Raw genomic sequence first — 17,899 nt, forward strand, 5'->3', positions numbered from 1 at the left:
CAATATTAATTTACGAAATCAAATAAAAAATCTGTAAGTTCTTCATCTAATTTCATAAGTGCCATTTTATCATTATCTACTATGGCATCCTTCATGTCACTCATAATTTCTTGAAGCTTTTCTCTATCGGCACTTGGTAACATAGGAATTTTTCTTTCTGCTAATCTAAAGTTAGGTTCTACTAATTTAAATAAATTGGCTGATTTCCAAGGTACAAGTTCATTATTATTTTCATTACTTGAAACTACCTCTTTAAGATCATGAATCTCTTCTTTTGAAAGGCCTTTAGTAGACATTATTTTAGAAATTTCATCTCCAGTAGAAAGAATTTCTGCTGAAACATTTAAAATTCCATTTAAATCATAGGTAAAGGTAATATCTATTTTTTCTTTACCAGTATCAGCCTTTGGTATTCCTGATAATATAAATTCATCTATTAAAGTATTATCACTAACATATCTACTTTCACCTTCATAAACACTTACTAATACTTCTGTTTGATTATCCATAACAGTGCAATATCTCTTTGTTACATTTGCAGGTAATTTTGAATCTCTATCAATTATAGGATCAAATATTCCTCCCTTTAATGCCACTCCTAAAGTATAGTTACATGTATCAGTAACTATTATTGTGCCTGAATCTCCAACTGGAATATCATTTTTAATAGCAGCTTGTACTGAAGCCCCTAAAGCCACAGCCTCATCTGGATTTACTCCCCTTGCTATTTTTCCTTTAAATCTTTTTTCAAGCATATTTCTTACATAAGGTATTCTACTAGAACCACCAACTAATAATACTGTATCTATCTCATTATCAGTAATATTTGCATCCTCTAAAGCTTCATTTACTATATCCTCAGTAGAATCTATTATTTCTTTAACATTAAACTCAAACTCTTCCCTAGTTAATACCATTTCTAAGTTTATTGGATTATTATCTTTGTCAGCACTAATATAAGGAAGTACTATTTCAGCCATCTTAGATGTTGATAATGTTTTTTTAGCTTCCTCTACACCTTCCTTAAGTCTAGCCAAAATTCTACTATCTGAGATATCTAATTTTACACCTGTTGATTTATTAAATTCATTTACAACATGGTCTATTAATTTATTATCAATATCTTTTCCACCTAAATAATTATTCCCTCTGCTTACTTTTACGTCTAAAACTCCATTAAACATTTCTAGTATAGTTACGTCAAAGGTTCCCCCTCCAAAGTCATAAACTAGAATATTTCCGTTTTTATCTAGGTTGTCTACTCCATAAGCCATAGCTGCTGCAGTAGGTTCATTTATTATTCTCTCTACTTTAAACCCTGCTATTTCCCCAGCATTTTTTGTAGCTTTTCTTTGTATATCATTAAAGTTTGCAGGGACAGTTATTACGGCTTCTTCTACTTCTTCCCCTAAAAAATATTCAGCTACTTCTTTTAATTTTTTTAAAATTAGTGCTGAAATTTCCTCTGGTCTGTATTCTTTCCCTTGAATTTGTATAATATTTTCTGTTCCCATTACTCTCTTTACCTCAGCAACTGTTAATTCAGGCTTTAGCAAAATTTGATTTTTAGCTTTCTTTCCAACCTTTATTTCATCTCCCTCTATGGAAACTACTGACGGAATAGCATGTTCATCTCCTTCTTCAATATTTCTTATTATGCATGGCTTACCATCTTTTACATAAGCTATTTCTGAAGTTGTTGTCCCTAAATCAATTCCTATTATTCTTCCCATTCTATATCCTCCTTATTTTTAACTACTACTACTTGAGCTGTCCTCTCAACTTTTCCCTTGTATATGTATCCAAACTTTAAAACCTCGTTTATCTCATAATCTTTTCTTTCGTCATTCCAAATAGTACTAACACACTCATGTAAGCTTTCATCAAAAAAAGTTTCTTTTCCGTCAATAAGAAGGATATCTACATTCACCATTGCTTTTTTTACTGTGTTTAATAGATTATTCATAGCCTCATTTAATACTTCATTGTTAGATTTTTCACTAAAATCATAAATATATTTTATATTGTCCAATATATTGATTATGCTTTTAACCAATCTCTTTTCCCTTATTTCTAATTCTTTGTTTATTCTTTTACTTCTAAGCTCCTCTTCCTCACTCTTTTTACTTATATAAGTTGTAATCCCTTCAAGACTACTAGCTATTTTATAGACCTCTTCAATATATCCTTGATTCATATTTTCATTTTGTATGGCTATTTTTTTTATAGAATTTTTTATTTCTTTTAATCCTCTATCCCCTTCAAATAAATCTATATATTTTTTCTCTTCACAGATATCCTTTAAAGCCTCTTCATAATTCAAATCAGTACCCCCTTATTTTATTTATCTATAAAACTATTTATTACTTTTCTAAATAAAATTTTTACGGGATTCCCCTCTCTCCTTTTAGAATAAAATTCCTTAGGCACATTATTTTCCTCTTTTATTTTCTGAACTTTACTATATCGACTCAAAACCTTGTCACTTAACTTTCTTGTTTCTAAATACACATTTCTATAATCATTCTTTAACTTCCCAATTGATTTTACTAATTCATCATTTTCAAAATTAAAGTTATTAAAAAAGTTTTGAGTTGTTCTTTCGACATCCTTATTAAATTCAATATCATCCTTTAAAAATTCACTTACAACATTATAAAAAATAATCTTTTTAAAATCTTCATTTATACTCTTATCCTCATAAAGCCTAGATAACTCCAAAAAACTACGCCTTAAATTCATTATTTTTTCTAAGGTTTCCATGTCTTTTTTTTCATCTATTAAAACTAAAGCTGTTGATGTAAGCCTAACTCCGTTTTTAAAATGAAACTCTTTTAAAATTCTATCTAACAAATTCAATATTGAACTTTTTACTTCTTCATAATTATCCTTTAAAATGATTCCGCTTAAAGCTTCACACCCCTTATTAAAATCATCTTTGCAATCTAATCTATCGGATAAATCTAAAAACTTAAGGTATAACTTATACTTCTTTGAATTTATATTTTTATTTTCTAAGCCATCCTTTAAAACCTTAATAGCCTTTGTATAATCCCTTAATTCGCTTTCATTATAAATTTCAAATAATTTTAAATAAAAATCCACTTCTACATTTTTTAAATTCAAACTCTTTTTAAGGACACTCTCTAAATTTTTAAGATCATAATTATCTCCATAAGCATTTATTAAAAGCTTATAGTATTCTATATTGTTAGGCTCTCTTATAACTAATTCTTTTAATATCTTAGAACTTTTTTTATAATTTCTCCCTCTCATTAGACATACTGCTAAATCCTTTTTAACCTTTGAATTATCAGGGTATTTTTGCAGAACTTTTTCAAAATTTAAAACTGCTAAATCATATTTTTCACTTTTAGCTAAATCAATACCTTCATTAAGTATATTTTTTATTTCAAGATCAAAAGTCTCTAAAATATATGCATCCCTTTTAGCTTTATCTATTAAGGTTTCATAGGCATCCCTTATAACTCTATATTCCTTTGGAAACTTTTCTGGTGGATATTTTTTAGTCATATTAAAATATGCATTTTTCACTTCATTATCAGAGGCATCTATCTGAATATTTAATTCTTTAAAATAATCTATCATATACATCCTCCTAAAATTAATTAACGATATATCTCTATACCATAACTTTATTTCAGTAAAACTAATAATATTCATTAGTAAGCCTATTTTATTTATAAAACTTAGAATACTCTAGGTTAGAACTATTTTTTTATCCATAATTATATTTATTTTAATTTGACATAAATTACTTATATTAATAAAATGTTAATGAATTATTTGATAAAAATAACTAATAATTCAAATATTATATTAAGAAGCTTTCGGAGGTTTATATGACGCATAGACCTATGCTCAATAAAATAAAACTTTTTTTTATACTTCAAATTATCTTAAGTTTTTTAGTCTTGGTAGGAACATTATTCTCTATATTGGTAATACCATCACATTTACCAGACTATTTCATATGGGCAATAGCCTTTTCATTTTGGGTTTTTCAATGTGGAATTAGTACAATATTTGCATTTAGGTGTAGAGTTTCTAAAAGCTCCCTAAATACCATAAAATTAAGTTTTATATTAATTGGAAGTATACAAATTTTAATAACCTTAGCAACAAACCTATTTGGTATATTTAATCTTCAAATTTTTAATGTGTTATTAATAAAAAACTTTCAACTTTTAATATTATCATTCATATTTATTGTAATGATTTATAAACTTATAAAAGATATGCTTAAGTATAGCGTTTTAAAGGATTATATTATTCGTGATTCATTTTTTACATTTATACCTTTTGCCTTTATTATTTATAAAAATTCTAAATACTTTATATCTTCTATATATTTCTTAGATGATTCAGTATATAGTTTAGTTTTATTAAATATAAATAGCTTAAGGATTTTTTTAGAAGGATTTCTTATTATATTAATCTTTGTAAAAACTATTTATTTAAGAGGAAATAAAAAAAGTAGTTTTCTATTATTAATCTACTTTTATGTTTCGAATCTTAACTGCTATATAATATCCTATTTTAATAGCAAGTTACTTTTTTCTCATTACTTATATCAAGGTATTGGTATTTATTTTATTTGTCCAATATTATTAATGCTTTCTATATATTATTCAATTACAGAACAAGAAAAAGCTCCAGATCAGGTGCTATTTGATGATTCCTATATGAATATAAATAATTCATGGATAAGTATTACTATTGGAATTTTCCCTGTATCCTTTTCAGCTATAGACATAATCTCATCTTCTATAGCAAGTGGTGATTTTAACGGCATAGAAAGCTTAGTAATTATACTTCTTGTTATGATTCTACTAGTATGTAGAGATGTTATATTAAGAAAAGATAATCTAAGGTTAATTGCAAGTGTTAAGAGAGCTAATGAAATAGACTTTTTAACTAATATGTATAGTAGAAATTACTTTTTAAAGAAACTTGAAACTCTAACTACTGATTATGCACTTTTCTTTATAGATATAAAAAGCTTTAAGGACATTAATAATATTTTTGGACATGTTGTTGGTGATAAGGTATTAGTAGAAGTGGCAAATAAATTTAAAGAAATTAAACTACTTCTAGGTAAAAATGTTTTCTACTGTAGATATAGCGGAAATGAATTTGCCCTAATATCTAAATTAGATCAAGTTGATCTTATATTAAAATTTTTTAGAGATTTTGAAAATATAAAGATCCAACATAACTCTGATTTAATACATATAAATTTTAATATTGGATATTCATTAAATGACTCAAATATTAACTTGGATTTACTAATTCAAGAAACAGATTATGCCCTAATGAGAGCTAAAAAGCTTAAAGTACCTAACAATGCTATACTTATGTATGATGATAATTTAAAAACAGATTTAGAACATATGAACATATTAAAAAAGGATTTTAAAAATGATCTTTTAGCAGACAAATTTCATTTGGTATTCCAACCTAAGGTTTGTGTAAAAACATTAAAAATAGTTGGTTTTGAAACTCTACTACGTTGGAAACATGATAAATTAGGTATCATTTCTCCTTCTAAGTTTGTACCTATAGCTGAAAATTTAGGAGAAATTTCTTCCCTTGATTTATATGTTTTTAAGAAATCCTGTGAATTTCAAAGATACTTAATAGATACAGGCATAAAATTAAAGTGTAGTGTAAATTTATCCTTAAACACTTTAAAGTCCTATGAAAAAATCAGCGAAATTCTAACTATTTATAATGAGTATAAAATTCCACAAAAGTTAATAACGGCAGAAATATTAGAAAATGTATCACTAAATAATAATGCTAAAACAATATCTTATATTAATCTTCTTAGAGAAAATGGAATTTGTATATCAATAGATGATTTTGGTACTGGATACTCATCTCTTAGCCAAATATCTAATTTATATTTTGATGAGTTAAAGATTCCAAGAGAGTTTGTAATTAATGCAAGAACTCCTAGTAAATTAGCTGTTATTGAAGCAATATCCATATTAGCAAAAAAATTAAATGTAACCTCAGTTATTGAAGGGGTAGAAACTTATGAGGACTTCAAATTATTTAGTAGTTTAGGCTTTGATATTGTTCAAGGATATTATTTCTCTAAACCATTAACTAAATCTGAAATAATAGATTATATAAAAGTTAATATCAATAACAAAATAGGCTAATAACTAAGTAAGTTTTTTATATTTAAAATAAAAAAATGGGCTGTATCAAAATATAATAATAAAACTCACAAACATATTCCTAGAATTACCAGATTTCGCTAATAATTTAAATTCTAAAGCTCATCTAGATATTCTCTTCATACTGTTTGTAAGCTTTATAAAAAGTTATTTTGATACACACCCTTTTTCTTTATTTATATAAAGATTTTTCATATTTTCCAATGATTTTTATAACTGAAAAAATAAAAAGTGCAATTCCTAATATTAATAAAACTATAACCATACTTGGAAATTTACTTAATAACATTGGTATTAATAATACTCCTAGTAAGTTAAAAATTATATGTACAGTAATATTTCCTAAAATTGAATCTGAATACACATAGATCAAAGCTAATACTACACCTAAAATAAATGTATAAATACCTTGAACTAAATTTAAATGCATAATTCCAAAAATTAAAGCTTGTACTAAAATAGCCACTATTATATTAAAGTTTTTTCTTAAATATCCAAAAATAATTCCTCTGAAAACTATCTCTTCATATATAGGTATTAATATTATGACTATTACTAATTGTAAGACAGATTTGTTTGCAATATTTAATTGGTTAACAATCTCACCATAGCTTGGTATTATTTTAGTTAAAATAGCACTTAAAAACAATAATATTATACTTACTCCTATGCTTAAGGCAATAATATACAAATATTCTTTTAAATTTATCTTTTTTATTTTTATTCTTTTTAATAGACCTTCATTAGAAGGTAAAAGTATAACTGCAATTAATACTAAAGTTAATATATTCCCTAATATTGTTAGTGAAAAAATATTTTTTTGAAACAAGGAAATATTATCCTTTGTATAACCTAAAAAAAAGCCTTGTATAAAACTTACAATAACAAAATTTAAAATTGGAAATCCTAAGCATACTCCTACTGTTTTAAAAAACTTTTTCATATATAGACCTTCCTAAACCATTAATTTGTGATAAACCATAATCATTCCAGCTACAGAATTTATAATAGTTAATACTAGCCCTATAATATTTAAGGCTAATGCTATCTTATATGCCTTACAACTAAACTCTTTTATTTTCTTAGAAGACATAATTATTCCTACTATACTAATAATTAAACCTATTAGTGGGAAAAACCAAGCTATACAGCTTATAACTCCTAAAATTATTGGTGATTTTGACTTTTTAATTTGATTCTCCATTCTTTTCTCCTTTTTATAATTATTTCCCTTTTAATGTTAATTATATGTTTTAATGTATTATTTGTAAATATTTATGGACTCATATTCATGAAAATACTATAATTTATCTATAATTATCTTTAGGAGGTATTTTAAATGGAAAATGTTAAATTAATGAATAAATCTAAAGATTTAGTGCATTCTTTATATAATAGTCTTTCGAAATCAAAAGAAAATAATTTTGATGATATTAAAGAAGTTTTATTAAAAGTTTATACCAAACTAGATTTATATGATGAGAAAAATATTCCTTTAATAAATAGATTAGTTAACTATATATATTTTACAGCTTACACAAAAAAACTGACTTTTCCTCTAATGAAGAGAATATAATAAGAGAGTTATCTGAGATAGGTAAATATGCCGGTTTAAATGGTGTATATCGTTCAGACTATGGAGATAAATCTCAATTTTAGATAAAAATTAAATTCTAATTCTTTCAATTGTAGTAAACAAAATTACACTACTTACTTAAATTCTAAATTAACTTTTAGAGAATATCCTAAGCTTTAATATATCTTGAAATCTCAATTAAATATGGTAAAATTAACAAGAAACTGAAATTACTGTAGATAACATTATAACTACTATCAGTTTCTCTCTAATTATGATTATAAAGTGCCACAAAACATTCTTTATATTTCAAAAATTATAATCATTTAGGTTATATGATTAAATCTTAAATAACTTAGGAGCAATTATATGAATACTACTAAAATAGCTTTGTTTGATGTAGATAAAACATTAATACATGGTGATTCCATGTTTTATTTACTTAAATACACAATAAAGAAAAAACCTTATTTATCCTTTCATTTACCTATATTATTTATAAAATTATTAGGATATAAGGCTAAAATAATAAATACTAAGAAAGCAAAAGAATCTATGTTTTATCCCTTAAATTATCTCTGTGAAGGTGATTTAAGCGACTTTTTTAATACAATGATAAAACCTAAGATTTATAAAGATGCTTTGACTAAAATTAAAGATTTAAAAAGTAAAGGATATTATATATTGTTGATTTCAGCATCTCCAGAATGCTACTTAAAATATTTTGAGGATGAAGATTTTATAGATGGTGTAATAGGAACTAAATTCGAATTTATAAATGGCAGATTTATAAACAAAATAAGTGGACTAAATTGTAAGGGTGAAGAAAAGGTCTCAAGAATAAATACCTTTTTACAAGAACATGATTTGATAATCGATAAAGAAAACTCTGTTGCTTATTCTGACTCTTTATCAGATGCGCCAATGTTTAGTTTAGTTAAGAATGCATATCTTGTTAATAGCAAAAATTCAAATCATGAATATGAAATATTAAAATGGAAGTAGGTAAGAATTTTGAAGAATAAAAATTTAAATAAAGGGATAATTTTAATATTTTTCTCCGCACTCTGTACTTCTTTCGGACAATTATTTTGGAAAATAGGGGTTGATTCTAATCTCTTTCTATTAATTATAGGTTTTGTCCTATATGTCATAGGGGCTCTTAATATGATATTAGCCTTAAAATTTGGAGATCTTTCAATAATACACCCTTTAATGTGCACAAGTTATATATTTGCATTAATTAATGGTAGCTTATTTCTAAAAGAACATATATCATTAGTTCAATTTTTAGGAATTATAGTTATTATTACTGGAGTTATTTTTATAGCAAGAGGTAAATCTTATGAATAATATATATTTAGTTTTTCCCATAATGACATTCTTCGGTGCATTAGGTGGCTTCTTTTTTAAAAAAGGTGCAGAAAATGTAGATAACTTCTTATCTCTTATAGTTAATTTCAAAATTTACATAGGTGGTTTTTTCTATGTAACAGCTGCTATTTTAAATATATTTGTACTTAAATATCTACCTTATAGCATTGTACTACCCCTTACTGCCATGACTTACATATGGACTATGATCTTAGCCAAAATAGCTTTAGGTGAAAAAATAACTAGTAATAAGATTATAGGTACAATATTAATAATTTTAGGTTCTCTACTAATAGCTATATAACAGCCTATTTAGAAATTTTCTATAAAAATAAACTTCTTTATCAACCCTTTATTTTTATAGATAATTTCTTTATTTTTTAGTTTTATAAATAATTTATTAAACTAGTGAAATTTATAAAAAATATATGGATTGGAGACTTTTTGATGAAAAAAAATGTAGCGCTCAGTAGTTTTTTAAACATATCATTGAAATTTTTATTTCTTTTGATTTTAGTAGAAAGCATTGTTCATCGGAATTTATACTATGAATTTTCAATTACTTCATTAGTGCTTTCTATTATAGCAATAAGCTTAGTAATATTTGTGTATTTTTATTTAAAGAAAAATTATAGTAAAAAACTATTATTTATTATTCTTTTATCAGTAGGACTAATATTTCGAGTCTTATGGTTTCTAAATTTAGATAGTATTCCTATAGGTGATTTTAATAGGATGTTTATATGTGCAGGTGAATTTCTAGATGGAAGTAACTATATGTTTAGAGGAACAAGTTACTTTGCAAGATTTCCACATATGACAGCAACAGTACTTTATTTTGCCATAATAAGAAATTTTTTTAGTAATCCCTTAATAGCTATCCGAATTATAAACATAGTACTTTCAATGTTTAACATAATTTTGCTTTATATGATTTCTAAAGAAATTTTTAAAGATGAAAAGAAAAGTTTTTGGGTTTTATTAATAAGTGCCCTGTATCCACCTATGATATTATATAGCAATGTTTATTGTTCAGAAAACTTAGCTATGCCACTTTTATTACTAAGTGTACTTATGTTCTTTAAATCAATAAACAATAAACAAAATTTATTATACTTATGTCTATCTGGAATCTTTTTGAGTTTATCTCATTTATTTAGACCTAATGGATATGTTTTTATAATAGCTTACATAATGTATTTATTTCTTTATTTCAAAGAAAACATTACTGTTAAGCTTAAAAATATTCTAGTAGTATTAGTATCATTTATAGTTCCTTTTGTTTTATTTAGTACACTGCTTATTAAATTAAATATAACTGAATATCCTCTTTGGCATGGTACAGAACCACCAAGCATTTCTATGCTAAAAGGAACAAATATAGCTTCTGGTGGAAAGTGGAATGAAGAGGACTTCAAAGTTTTTCATGACTGTGATGAAAACTATGAAAAGGCTGATAAAAAGGCTAAAGAAATAATAAAAGGAAGATTAATAAATACTCCTAAATTAGAGCTTGCTAAATTCTATGTTTCAAAATTTTCAAACTTCTGGAATAATGGAAGTTTTGCTGGTGATTACTGGTCTGAAGCTGGATTAGATGAAGCTTATAATAAGGAAGATTACCTAAAAATGCTAGGAAAAGAAAATGGAAATATGACTATAAGAATCAGTGAAGAAGGAGTATTCTATATTCAAAGTTTCTACATTATACTTCTTGCATTATCATATGTTGGATTATATAAAAATAAGTCAAAAAGAAAGAACTTAATTGATCTTCTTTATATACTTTTTGGTGGTATGTCACTACAGTTATTACTCATAGAAGCTCAAGACAGATATTCATATCCTTTATCATGGATATTTATAATTCTTGCCATGACTGCTTTTAATCCAAAAGAAAATGAGGAGGCGTTAGATTATGATTAAATACATAATCAAACTACTTAGACCAAATCAATGGATAAAGAATCTATTTATATTTGGCCCAATAATTTTTTCAAATAAATTTTTAAATATTGATATTCTAAAAAATAATATACTTACCTTTATAGCATTTTGCTTTATATCTTCCACAGTCTACATAATGAACGATATTGTAGATGTAGAAAATGATAGAAAGCACCCAAACAAATGTAAAAGACCTATAGCTAGCGGGAAAGTTAGTATTCCAGTAGCAATATTAATTGGCATAATTCTTTGCATAACATCTTTAGCTATAGCCTTTAGCTTAAAAATTTCTATATTATTTATTATAATTATTTATTTAATAAATAATATATTTTACTCATTTAAAATTAAGAATTTAGTTATTATAGATGTCTTCTCAATAGCATTAGGATTTATTTTTAGAGTATTAGCTGGTAGTTTTGCTACTGGTGTCCTTGCATCAGATTGGATAATTTTATGTACATTATTTTTATCTTTATTTTTAGGTTTTGGTAAAAGAAGAAATGAAGTTATTTTTTTAGGTGAAAATGCAAGTACTCATAGAAAAAATTTATCAAAATATAATTTAGAATTTTTAGATAAAGTAATTAATATATCACTAACTTGTACAATAGTCTTTTATTCTATATATTGTATTTTAGGTACATCAATAAGATTTTTTATTTTTACAGACATATTGGTAATCTGGGGAACAATAAGATACTATTATTTAATGTATTCCAGTAGTGAAGGAGAAAGCCCTACTGATTTAGTTCTTAAAGATAAACAATTAATCTATTTAATATTAATATGGGGAATTTTTTGTATAATCTTACTTAACTTAAATAATTATAATTTTATTATTAATATGAGTATTTAAAAACTATAGGAAGATTTGTTTTACACAAATCTTCCTAAAAAATTTAATTTTTTCTTTCCTTTATTGCTTTTTCTAAATCTTCATTACTAAATACCATACGCACTTCAATTCTTCTATCTTTCTTTGTTTCTTCTATATTATATTCATCATATCCCCTATCTCTTTCCTCTTTAGAAGCATAGTTTTCAAACTCAGACATCCCTGAAGCCTTAAACTTTTCTCCATGTAGATTTTCAAGTTCACTATCCTCTGGCATCATTTCATTTAAAAAGCTTATTGCTCTTTCAGTGGATAGTTCCCTTCCATGAATTGTGCTTCCTGCAAAATCTGTATGCCCTACAATCTCTATATAATCTATTTTTTCTTTTATATCCTCATTAGATAATAATTTGAAAAATATATCCCCAAGTTCAGAGGCTAATTTCTTTCCATCTTCCTTTAAAACTGAGCTATCACTATCAAAAAAAGTTTCTGTTTTTATATCAATTTTTCCTTCTTCTCTGTTAAAATTCATTACCTCTTCATTAACTGCATATTGATTTAATTCTCCTTGAATTTTGTCATATACAGTTTCTCTTTCTGCCGCTATATTATCCACAAAAATGCTTGAAATTCCTATTGAAGTAAGTAAGATAAAGAAAAAAACTAAGGTAACAGTAGTCATTATGTCAACAAAGGAAGGCCAATAAGAAGGTACTTCTTGTTCTGTCTTATACTTTCTTCTCCTAACCTTCATTTTTAACACCTACCAATCTCTTTACAATCTTTTTTCCACCCTGAATCTGCCTTTCCAATTTCTCTATTCCTATTAGTACTTCTACTTAACTCCTCAGTTGCTAGGCTAATATCTCTTAGAGGAACATTTAATTTATCAACTATATTTGATGAAAGTTCTTGAGTTTCTCTTTGAAGAGCATAGTATATACCATTTGCAACTTCATTTTTCATATTTGAAACATTACTTGAAAATTTATTTATTCCCCTTTCAAATTCTCTATATCCATCATTTAATTTTGAAATTTGATTTGAAATAATTTTATTATTTCTGCTTTGCTCATCTTTTATAATATTAAAGACATCATTAAAGGTATTATATCCTCTTCTCACCTCATTACTTTGAACCTCTAATCTCATACAAAGCTTATTTATTTCTCTCTTATTATCATTTATAGCCTTTGATAGTTCATTTACACTTTCCTCAAGTCTAGTAGATTTATTAAGGAATTTATTATTTGTTGAATTTACAGAATTACAAAACTCTGCACTTACCCTACTAAACTTTTCTAAATCTTCACCAAAGCTTTTTATAGGTGTTTTTATTCCCATAACCGAAACTCTAAAGTATGATACAATATTCTCTAAATCACTTATATGTTTATTCATTCCATTAAAGGTACTTGTCATATCTAGAGTGTTTTTATTTATGCCTTCAACTAAATTATTTATTCCCTTGTTAAATAATTCATCTAACTTTATTGAAAAACTTCCTAAAGCTTTATTCATAAAATCAGTAAGTACATCTTTATCTGATTTTATATAAATAGAAAATAATATGTTATCTAAATAGTCTTCAAAAACATCATAGAAATCCTCTTTAGCTCTCTTTAAATTAATGTTTAGACAATTTAAGATGATAGAACCTATTACCCCTACAATACTTGTCCAAAAGGCACTAGACATACTTCCTAGAGGCATATTCATACTTCTTGAGAAGTCAGCCATGCTCTGTGTTCCAGAGGATAATATACCTGTTGTTGTCATAATAGCCACAGTAAGCCCTAAAAATGTACCTATAAGACCTAAGGCTATTGAAATAGATGGCAGTATATTTGCAATATTTTCTTCTTTTAATATTCTCTTTTCTATATTCTTTTGAATTATTACCTCTGTGTTGATATTATATGTTCCTTTAATAGCACTCTTTCTAAAATCATCTGCCATTGCTTTTAACTCTGAATTAAGAAATTTAAGTTCCTTTTGATCTTCATTATTTGAAACATTAATCCACTCACTTTCATTAAAAGCATTTAAAAGATTCTCATACTTTTTCTTAACCCTCATATTGTAGATAAATCCTAGGCATATAACTATTAAAATTAATGTAACACCAATATACCCTAGAATATTTTGAGTTAAAAAAGATTGTAATATTTTACTAATTGTATTCATTATAAAAAATTCTCCTCCCCTATTAATTAATCTTTATATGAAATATATGATTACAAATAGGTTTTTATAATGAATTTCCATAATAAATAAAATAAAAAAGCCTTATGAATACTCAAGTTACCCTTGATTTCATAAGACTTAATTTTAAATATTTCTTAAACTATAAACTATCTATATAAAGAATAAAGGCTGAAGAAATTATTCTCCAACCAAATCCAAAATAAATACTAACACGCTATAAGTATTTACTATATGTAGACAGTATCATATTCTGGTTAAAAATTCAATAAAATCTACATATTTTTCTCTATTCTTTAAAAATTTTTATCATTTTATTGAATAAACTGGCTGTAACACCATAATAAATCATAAAAATATGCCTATTTCTCTTGTCTTAACTTTAGAAATTAAATAAATTTATATTTCATTAAAGCTCTGTTTCCATAAATCTAATTCTTCTAAATGCTCATCAATTAAAGAATCTTTTATGTACTTAACTCGCTTTCCCTCTGCACTTCTATATTTAGTTTCACATATCTTTACTAAAAACTGCATTATTCCATCATAGCATTTCATAACGTTTCCTATTCTATAGCTACGCTTCTCTATATTGCAATCCCCATATATTAGCCTGCTGCTTTGTATCATAGGTATGAAATCTCTAAACCGTTCCTCTATTGCTTCCCCTAAATTAGTTGCAGAACATATTAATTTATAAATTCTTATTAATTTAAGCTTATCATCCTGCGCACATTGTGATATCTTTTTCATTTCATCTCTTGCAGATTGTATTTCCATAGTTTCTTCATCTAAATTTTTATTTATTTTGTTTATCTTAAAGACCTTAATAAAAGGATTCTTTATATTTTTTATAATAGACTTTTCATCATAATCTATCAGTAGCAGTTCTTTAATAGGTCGTATATTATAATCATTTATTATATATTCACTACTGACTTCTTCTCCTAAAGTAGCTTTTATACTTTGTCTTTCTAAAATACTCATATTCTTAGCATATTTAGGTACTAGTGTTTCTAATATATATATTTTTTCTTCGTTTATTTTGTTAACTAAATGCTTTATGTCCCTATTTTCATTCTTTAACTCTTCATTATATTTTTCTTTTTCACCATAAAATAATTTCTGAAGTTCTAAAGCCCTATTATATGCCTCGTCAAAACCTTTGGTAAACATTTCTCCTCCTGAATAAAAAATTAAAACTAATATACGTCCCTATATTTATTATATATCACAAAAGAGAAAGTTCTAAGTACTTATAACAATTTAAATATAATAAATATTTAATTTCCTTGACTTTAATTATATATTAACGTATAGTTAAAGAGTAGTAGATACAATTTAATGACGCGGGATGGAGCAGCTGGTAGCTCGTCGGGCTCATAACCCGAAGGTCGTAGGTTCAAGTCCTGCTCCCGCAACCACAAAAGGTTCTGTAAAACAGAACCTTTTTTATTTTTATTATAATATATGTTAAAAAAAGCTATATCAAAACAAATTATTAAAATAAAGTTTTGATATAGCTTTTATCTTAAACCTAAATATATTTTATTTTTCTAATCTTTTTAAATCTCTTCTAATATCTTTTTTTAATTCCTTGTATTGTTTTTTATATTCTATAGCCTCTTTCTTTAATTCTCTTATCCATTTTTCAGCTATTTGTTCTTCATGAGTTTTAAAGTGCTCATATTTCTTATACTCTTTTAAAGCCTCCTTTATTTTTTTATCTAACTCTTTAGAATCAATTAAATCTTCACATTCCTTACCAGTTAAATCTTCATATTCTCTATAAACTTCATATAAAGCTTTCATAGCTTCTCTTTTAACTTTTTCACCTTTTAAGTTATTTAATAATTTTTTTAATATATTTTTATGTTCTGCTAACTCTTCATCCTCACCATCTTCAGCTAAAGCAAGTAACATCTCTAATTTCTTTTTAGTGTAATCTAATGTAGTGTCCTCTAAGGCATCTTCTATTCCATATTGTTTAAGAAATTTTCTAAACTCTTTCATATCTGCTGCATCATTAAATGGTATAAATTCTTCTACTTCAATATCTATTATTTCTTTACTCATTTGTATTACCTCCTAAGATAAATACAAATACTATAGTTTCAATGTAGACTTTCTCTACACTCAAGCCTTAGTATTTATATAATTATTTATTAATTATAATAATACTAAGAAAAATTCTTTAAAATGATTATAATCACCAGTTGTTAATCTCTCTATTTTAATCATTAAAAATCTTACTTTTTTTATATTTTCAATCCATACCTTTAAAAATAATTTAATAATAAATAAGCTTTCTTAATTATTTTTAAGTTCTACACATTTACCTTTACATTTAAATCTACACTTTTAGATTTATTATTAAAGACAACTTTCAATAAAATAGGGGTTACTATAGTTGTAACCACGACCACTATTACTACAGGAGCTAAAAATTCTGGTAGCATAAGTCCCATTGCAATTCCTTTATTTGCAACTATAAGTGCCACCTCACCCCTTGATATCATTCCTGTTCCTATTTGAATAGCTTCTCTATTACTATACTTACACAGTTTAGCTCCTAAGGCACATCCTAAAACCTTGCTTAATATAGCTACTATAAGTAATAATATTGCAAATATGAAAATAGTTTTTGTCATAGCTGTTAATTGAACCTTTATACCTATACTAGCAAAAAATATAGGAGATAATAACATATATGACAAGGTTTCAAATCTTGAGTTTAAATATTTACTTCTATTTGAATCAGATATTACTAAACCTGCTATAAAAGCTCCTGTTATATCTGCAACCCCAAAGAATTCCTCAGCACAAAAAGATAATAATAAACAAAATACAAAAGCTAAAATTACAAATCTTCTTAAATCTCTCTGATATCTTTCATCTAATTTTATAAATGCCCAGTGGAATAGATATCCTGAAAATCCAGCAAAAATAAAGAACATAACTATTTTAGCTAAAACTATTATTACATTAATTGATGGATCTGCTAAACTAGTTGTTATGGTTAAGGCTATTATTCCTAAAATATCATCAATAATAGCAGCTCCTAGTATTGCATTTCCTGCCCTTGTGTTTAATTTTCCCATTTCCTTTAAAGTTTCTACAGTAATACTAACTGAAGTGGCTGTTAATATAATTCCTATAAATACATTTTGCAATATTGTATTAACATCATTTCCCTTATTAAATATACTTGCAATAAAAAATCCTCCTGCAAGAGGAATTATTACTCCAAGTACAGCTATTATAAATGATGCTTTACCAGTTTTCTTTAATTGATTAATATCAGTTTCTAAGCCAGCTGTAAACATAAGTACTATAACACCTAATTCTGCAAGCTTTTGAATAAATTCTGTCTCAGATAAAACATTTAAAACAGCAGGTCCCAAAATAACCCCAGCTACCAAAGCCCCAACAACCTGTGGCATCCTAACTTTTTTAGTTATTAATCCAAATAGTTTAGTACTAATAAGAATAAGTGCTAAATCAAATAAAAACTCATAAGATAGCATTACAAATCCTCCCACTTAAAATATACATTAATTTACATTATAGTTTTATTTTGTAACTTTTTCAATCCTATTTATAATTAAATTCTTTAATACATTGATTTTATATAAGTATTAATACTCCCTAAATTATTTATATTATTAATAGGACAAATTTTACTTTACTTATTCTAATAATCAAAAATATGAAATTTACTCTTTAACAATAAAATTAATATAGTAC

17 protein-coding genes and 1 tRNA gene are annotated in these 17,899 nt (G+C 25.6%); 8 read left to right on the forward strand and 10 right to left on the reverse strand.

What is annotated here, in order from left to right; all coding sequences use genetic code 11:
* Window positions 1-5 precede the first annotated feature (5 nt).
* From QP548_RS14365 to QP548_RS14375, 3 genes are read right to left on the reverse strand one after another with little or no spacing between them, the layout of a single operon-like run.
* Window positions 6-1,733 (reverse strand): Hsp70 family protein, encoded by a 1,728-nt coding sequence (locus tag QP548_RS14365; protein WP_061426200.1) that lies wholly within the window; start codon window positions 1,731-1,733, stop codon window positions 6-8.
* Window positions 1,721-2,323, reverse strand: a complete 603-nt coding sequence (gene grpE, locus QP548_RS14370; protein WP_061426199.1) for a nucleotide exchange factor GrpE — start codon at window positions 2,321-2,323, stop codon at window positions 1,721-1,723. The genes QP548_RS14365 and grpE overlap by 13 nt, the downstream gene beginning before the upstream one ends.
* A 17-nt stretch (window positions 2,324-2,340) precedes the next feature.
* Window positions 2,341-3,609, reverse strand: coding sequence for a J domain-containing protein (locus tag QP548_RS14375; RefSeq protein WP_061426198.1), 1,269 nt, complete (start codon window positions 3,607-3,609; stop codon window positions 2,341-2,343).
* 254 nt (window positions 3,610-3,863) lie between these two features.
* Here QP548_RS14375 and QP548_RS14380 point away from each other — a divergent pair, with 254 nt between their 5' ends.
* On the forward strand, window positions 3,864-6,191 hold the full coding sequence (locus QP548_RS14380; RefSeq protein WP_061426197.1) for a putative bifunctional diguanylate cyclase/phosphodiesterase: 2,328 nt from the start codon (window positions 3,864-3,866) through the stop codon (window positions 6,189-6,191).
* A 190-nt stretch (window positions 6,192-6,381) separates the two neighbouring features.
* Here QP548_RS14380 and QP548_RS14385 read toward each other — a convergent pair whose 3' ends face one another.
* Window positions 6,382-7,152 (reverse strand): CPBP family intramembrane glutamic endopeptidase, encoded by a 771-nt coding sequence (locus tag QP548_RS14385; protein ID WP_061426196.1) that lies wholly within the window; start codon window positions 7,150-7,152, stop codon window positions 6,382-6,384.
* 12 nt (window positions 7,153-7,164) lie between these two features.
* Window positions 7,165-7,413, reverse strand: a complete 249-nt coding sequence (locus tag QP548_RS14390; protein WP_061426195.1) for a hypothetical protein — start codon at window positions 7,411-7,413, stop codon at window positions 7,165-7,167.
* Between the two features lie 135 nt (window positions 7,414-7,548).
* Between QP548_RS14390 and QP548_RS14395 the strand changes: the two genes are divergently transcribed.
* The 6 genes from QP548_RS14395 (at window position 7,549) to QP548_RS14420 (ending at window position 11,965) form a co-directional block, all read left to right on the forward strand.
* On the forward strand, window positions 7,549-7,785 hold the full coding sequence (locus QP548_RS14395) for a bacteriocin immunity protein (protein WP_236907319.1): 237 nt from the start codon (window positions 7,549-7,551) through the stop codon (window positions 7,783-7,785).
* A gap of 369 nt (window positions 7,786-8,154) precedes the next feature.
* Window positions 8,155-8,790, forward strand: a complete 636-nt coding sequence (locus QP548_RS14400) for an HAD family hydrolase (protein WP_061426194.1) — start codon at window positions 8,155-8,157, stop codon at window positions 8,788-8,790.
* 9 nt (window positions 8,791-8,799) lie between these two features.
* Window positions 8,800-9,138 (forward strand): EamA family transporter, encoded by a 339-nt coding sequence (locus tag QP548_RS14405; protein WP_061426193.1) that lies wholly within the window; start codon window positions 8,800-8,802, stop codon window positions 9,136-9,138.
* Window positions 9,131-9,463, forward strand: a complete 333-nt coding sequence (locus tag QP548_RS14410) for an EamA family transporter (protein WP_003472400.1) — start codon at window positions 9,131-9,133, stop codon at window positions 9,461-9,463. Before QP548_RS14405 ends, QP548_RS14410 begins: the two co-directional genes overlap by 8 nt.
* A 143-nt stretch (window positions 9,464-9,606) precedes the next feature.
* Window positions 9,607-11,085 carry an ArnT family glycosyltransferase gene (locus QP548_RS14415; RefSeq protein WP_242944755.1) on the forward strand — a complete coding sequence of 493 codons (1,479 nt, stop codon included), beginning with the start codon at window positions 9,607-9,609 and terminating at the stop codon, window positions 11,083-11,085.
* Complete coding sequence (locus QP548_RS14420; protein ID WP_061426191.1) at window positions 11,078-11,965, forward strand: decaprenyl-phosphate phosphoribosyltransferase; 888 nt, start codon at window positions 11,078-11,080, stop codon at window positions 11,963-11,965. The genes QP548_RS14415 and QP548_RS14420 overlap by 8 nt, the downstream gene beginning before the upstream one ends.
* A 43-nt stretch (window positions 11,966-12,008) precedes the next feature.
* On the opposite strand, the gene QP548_RS14425 is transcribed toward QP548_RS14420, so the two are convergent.
* From QP548_RS14425 to QP548_RS14435, 3 genes are all read right to left on the reverse strand, one after another.
* A complete protein-coding gene (locus QP548_RS14425) occupies window positions 12,009-12,701 on the reverse strand; it encodes an OmpA/MotB family protein (RefSeq protein WP_003464272.1) in 693 nt (230 codons plus the stop codon).
* Window positions 12,702-12,703: 2 nt separating this feature from the next.
* Window positions 12,704-14,134 carry a hypothetical protein gene (locus QP548_RS14430; RefSeq protein ID WP_061426190.1) on the reverse strand — a complete coding sequence of 477 codons (1,431 nt, stop codon included), beginning with the start codon at window positions 14,132-14,134 and terminating at the stop codon, window positions 12,704-12,706.
* A gap of 417 nt (window positions 14,135-14,551) precedes the next feature.
* A complete protein-coding gene (locus QP548_RS14435) occupies window positions 14,552-15,328 on the reverse strand; it encodes a hypothetical protein (protein ID WP_003458253.1) in 777 nt (258 codons plus the stop codon).
* A gap of 172 nt (window positions 15,329-15,500) precedes the next feature.
* On the opposite strand from QP548_RS14435, the gene QP548_RS14440 reads away from it, so the two are divergent.
* Window positions 15,501-15,576, forward strand: a tRNA-Met gene (locus QP548_RS14440).
* A 124-nt stretch (window positions 15,577-15,700) separates the two neighbouring features.
* Here QP548_RS14440 and QP548_RS14445 read toward each other — a convergent pair.
* Both QP548_RS14445 and QP548_RS14450 read right to left on the reverse strand, forming a co-directional pair.
* Window positions 15,701-16,228 (reverse strand): hypothetical protein, encoded by a 528-nt coding sequence (locus QP548_RS14445; protein WP_003458267.1) that lies wholly within the window; start codon window positions 16,226-16,228, stop codon window positions 15,701-15,703.
* Window positions 16,229-16,479: 251 nt separating this feature from the next.
* The gene (locus tag QP548_RS14450; protein WP_061426189.1) at window positions 16,480-17,679 is read right to left on the reverse strand and encodes a cation:proton antiporter; all 1,200 of its coding nucleotides are present in this window, start codon (window positions 17,677-17,679) and stop codon (window positions 16,480-16,482) included.
* Between the last annotated feature and the right edge of the window lie 220 nt (window positions 17,680-17,899).

Source organism: Clostridium sp. UMB9555A (assembly GCF_030222355.1).
Taxonomy (GTDB): domain Bacteria; phylum Bacillota; class Clostridia; order Clostridiales; family Clostridiaceae; genus Sarcina; species Sarcina perfringens.

Bases quoted from the DNA above. Each gene is read 5' to 3' on its own strand.
- QP548_RS14415 (WP_242944755.1), top strand. From the start codon at position 9,607: ATGAAAAAAAATGTAGCGCTCAGTAGTTTTTTAAACATATCATTGAAA.
- QP548_RS14395 (WP_236907319.1), top strand. From the start codon at position 7,549: ATGGAAAATGTTAAATTAATGAATAAATCTAAAGATTTAGTGCATTCT.
- QP548_RS14420 (WP_061426191.1), top strand. From the start codon at position 11,078: ATGATTAAATACATAATCAAACTACTTAGACCAAATCAATGGATAAAG.
- QP548_RS14425 (WP_003464272.1), bottom strand. From the start codon at position 12,701: ATGAAGGTTAGGAGAAGAAAGTATAAGACAGAACAAGAAGTACCTTCT.
- QP548_RS14435 (WP_003458253.1), bottom strand. From the start codon at position 15,328: ATGTTTACCAAAGGTTTTGACGAGGCATATAATAGGGCTTTAGAACTT.
- QP548_RS14450 (WP_061426189.1), bottom strand. From the start codon at position 17,679: ATGCTATCTTATGAGTTTTTATTTGATTTAGCACTTATTCTTATTAGT.
- QP548_RS14365 (WP_061426200.1), bottom strand. From the start codon at position 1,733: ATGGGAAGAATAATAGGAATTGATTTAGGGACAACAACTTCAGAAATA.
- QP548_RS14445 (WP_003458267.1), bottom strand. From the start codon at position 16,228: ATGAGTAAAGAAATAATAGATATTGAAGTAGAAGAATTTATACCATTT.
- QP548_RS14410 (WP_003472400.1), top strand. From the start codon at position 9,131: ATGAATAATATATATTTAGTTTTTCCCATAATGACATTCTTCGGTGCA.
- QP548_RS14390 (WP_061426195.1), bottom strand. From the start codon at position 7,413: ATGGAGAATCAAATTAAAAAGTCAAAATCACCAATAATTTTAGGAGTT.
- QP548_RS14430 (WP_061426190.1), bottom strand. From the start codon at position 14,134: ATGAATACAATTAGTAAAATATTACAATCTTTTTTAACTCAAAATATT.
- QP548_RS14385 (WP_061426196.1), bottom strand. From the start codon at position 7,152: ATGAAAAAGTTTTTTAAAACAGTAGGAGTATGCTTAGGATTTCCAATT.
- QP548_RS14380 (WP_061426197.1), top strand. From the start codon at position 3,864: ATGACGCATAGACCTATGCTCAATAAAATAAAACTTTTTTTTATACTT.
- QP548_RS14375 (WP_061426198.1), bottom strand. From the start codon at position 3,609: ATGATAGATTATTTTAAAGAATTAAATATTCAGATAGATGCCTCTGAT.
- QP548_RS14400 (WP_061426194.1), top strand. From the start codon at position 8,155: ATGAATACTACTAAAATAGCTTTGTTTGATGTAGATAAAACATTAATA.